General features: G+C 61.7%; 3 protein-coding genes. All 3 read right to left on the bottom strand.

The genetic code is table 11. The features are described from left to right. A partial coding sequence (accC, locus tag AC5RU7_RS20895) for an acetyl-CoA carboxylase biotin carboxylase subunit (RefSeq protein WP_494053858.1) occupies positions 1-1,262 on the bottom strand: 1,262 nt, incomplete at its 3' end. After that, positions 1,255-1,824, bottom strand: a complete 570-nt coding sequence (locus tag AC5RU7_RS20900) for an acetyl-CoA carboxylase biotin carboxyl carrier protein (protein WP_494053859.1) — start codon at positions 1,822-1,824, stop codon at positions 1,255-1,257. The genes accC and AC5RU7_RS20900, both read right to left, overlap by 8 nt. Further along, positions 1,814-3,319, bottom strand: a 1,506-nt coding sequence (locus tag AC5RU7_RS20905) for a pyruvate carboxylase subunit B (RefSeq protein ID WP_494053860.1), incomplete at its 5' end; no start/stop codon positions are given. The genes AC5RU7_RS20900 and AC5RU7_RS20905, both read right to left, overlap by 11 nt.

The raw sequence follows: 3,319 nt of genomic DNA on the forward strand, positions 1-3,319 counted from the left end.
GTGGTGGTGATGCCTTCGATGACGAGTTCGTCGAGGGCGCGGATGGTGCGGGCGATGGCTTCGTCGCGGTTTTTGCCCCAGCAGATGAGTTTGCCGATCATGGAGTCGTAGTAGGGCGGGATGGTGTACCCGGTTTCGATGTGGGTGTCCATCCTGATCCCGAAGCCGCCTGGGGCACGGAAGTTCGTGATTGTTCCTGGGCCCGGGGCGAAATTGTTCTCGGGGTCCTCGGCGTTGATGCGGCATTCGATGGCGTGGCCGGTGATGAGGATGTCGTCCTGGGTCAGGTTCAGCGGCAGGCCGCCGGCGATTTGCAGCTGGAGCTTGATGAGGTCGATGCCGGAGACCATTTCGGAGACGGGGTGTTCAACCTGGATGCGGGTGTTCATCTCGATGAAGTAGAACTTGCGTTCGATGTTGTCGAAGACGAACTCCACGGTCCCGGCGTTTTTGTACCCGACCTCGTGGCAGAGTGCGACTGCGGCGTCGGCCATTTCCTGCCGGAGTTCTGCGTTCAGGACCGGGGAGGGTGATTCCTCGATGAGTTTTTGGTTGCGTCGTTGTGCTGTGCAGTCGCGTTCGCCCAGGTGCAGCACGGTGTGGCCGTCGGAGATGACCTGGATTTCGATGTGCCGGATGTCGGTGAGGTAGCGCTCGATGTAGACCGAGGGGTCACCGAACGCTACTTCGGCCTCGGCCATGATCTCCGTGAGATCTTTCTCAAGGGTTTCGGCGGTTTCGACGACGCGCATGCCGCGCCCGCCGCCGCCTGCTGCTGCCTTGATCAGGAGGGGGTAGCCGACCTCGCTGGCCACGGCGAGGGCTTCGTTGTATTCAGCGATTGCGCCGACTGAACCGGGAACGGTGGGCACCCCTGCCCGGCGGGCGATCTTCTTGGCCTCGATTTTGTCTCCCATGCGGCGGATGACCTCAGCTGCCGGACCGATGAAACCGATCTGCTCTTCTTCACACAGTGCGGCGAAGTCGGCGTTCTCGGAGAGGAAACCGTAGCCGGGGTGGATGGCGTCCACTTTGTAGGCAAGTGCTGCGCTGATGACCGCGCGCGGGTTCCGGTAACTGGCCGTCGCTTGCGCGGGCCCGATGCAGACGGCCTGGTCCGCCAGTTTCACGGGCAGGGAATCGGCGTCTCCTTCGGAGTAAGCGAGGACACTGCGGATGCCCTGTTCCTTGCACGCCCTGATAACTCGCAGGGCTATCTCGCCGCGGTTGGCGATGAGCACGCTTTTCAGTGGTTCACCCATGGCGCTTTATCACCATCAGTGGCTGGCCGAATTCGACCGCCTGCTCGTTCTCGACCAGGATCCGCACCACGGTGCCCTCGACCTGGGCCTCGATGTTGCTCATCAGTTTCATGACCTCCACGATGCACAGCACCGATTCAGGCGTGACACTGTCACCGACCGAAACAAAGTCAGGAGCGCCGGGCTTCGGGGCCGCATAGAAGATCCCGACCATCGGAGCCTTGATTAGCACCTCATCGGCAGCCAGCTCGCTGGGACCCGACGACGGTGCGGCGCCGACCGGTACAGCCGGCGCGGCAGCGGCCGGCGGGGCGGCGGCAGCGGGCGCGGCAACAGCGGCGCTGGCCGGTGCAGCCGGGGCGGCGGGAGCCGATGGTGCAGCCTGGGCAACCGGAGCCGGGGCCGGGGCCGGGGCCGGGGCGGGGCGGGAGGATTGCTGATCGCGGGAGATGAACAATTCCACGTCGCCGAACTTCAGGGACAGCTCACGCACGTCCTGGGTAAGGTTTGCCCAGTCAACGATGGCCTTGAGTTCTGCGATATCGGGCGGGTTAAGCGACATTTTCGTTCTCTCCTTTTTTGATGCTGATCTGCAGATTTCCTGCGTTCAGTGATTGCGTGCCGGTCTGGCTCTTTTGGTGGATTGCCTTGATCAAATCCAGGAGCGGCCGGGGGATTTCATCAGCGTTCCCGCCGGCGGCCACGGTCTTCTTCATTTCATCAACCTGCGTACCGGCGAACATTGCGCGCAGGAGCAGCAGGTCCATGCTCTCGTTGGGGTGACGCTCCCGCAGGTCAGGGAGCATCGGGGCGACCGGGGACGGCTCGAGGGCGATGTTCGAGGCGCCGTTGGCCACGATTTTCGCGTGCAGTTCCGGTTCGATGGGCGCCAGCAGCGTGCCGTAGTAACCAAGAACATACTTCTTGATTTCATTGGGCACGATGGAGTAACGCTCACCCGAGATCACGTTCATCACCGCCTGGGTCCCCACGAACTGGGCGAAGGGGGTGATCATGATCGGGAAGGCCAGCTCGGACCGCACCCGGGCGACCTCGTGGAGCAACTCATCGAAGCGATGGGACAGACCCGCCGTTGCCAGCTGCGAGTGGAAGTTCGACAGCATGCCCCCGGGAAGCTGGTGCATGAAATGCAGGCCGCTGTACGCGACGGGATGGCCGACCGGCTTGTCCTCTGCCTCAGCGATCGCTGAAAGCTTCCCGCTGATGGTATCGATGATGTCATCATCGACATTGACCGTATACCCGAGCGCCCGCAGATCACGCACAATATCCTGCGTCGCCGGCTGCGCGGCGCCATTGGCCATCGGCGCGATCGAGGTATGCAGCGCGTCACAGCCCAGTTCCACCGCTTCCAGATACACCAGCGGCGCCAGCCCCGTCAGGCAGTGGCTATGCAGTTCCAGCGTCCGGTCGCCAATAGCTTCCTTGAGGACAGGCACCAGGGTGCGGATGCGGTCAAGCGTCAAGAGCCCGGCAGCATCCTTGAGCATGATGGCATCAACATCAGCCTTCTCAATCAGCTCCAGGGCCTTGGCGACGAAAAGCTCATCAGTGTGCACCGGGCTCTCGGAAAACGAGACCGCACCAAACGTGGACGCTCCCAGCTCCTTGGCCCTGATCAGGCCCGGAGCGATGTTATCAATGTCGTTCAGCCCATCGAAGGACCCGATCACCCTGAAACCGTTGGCATACAGGTTCTCCACCCAGGCCTCAATCACATCGTCAGCCAGGAAATCGAACGCCGCAATATTCTTCGAGCGGATCAACGCCCTGAACCTGGTATTAGGTGCATGCTCATGCGCCTGCCGCACCCGCTCCCACGGATCTTCCTTCAGATACCGGACCGCCACATCAAACTGAATCGGCGCCATCAAATCGACCTGGTCAAAACCAACCTTGTCAAAATCATTCGCCATCGAAACGATGTGATCAGTACGCATCCGCGTCGCCCACAAACTCTGATGCGCATCACGCAAAGTCGTATCAATAATCTTGATCTCCCGACGACTGCCCGCCGGACGCCCCCCAAGACTCAT

Source organism: Arthrobacter sp. K410C, assembly GCF_059090105.1.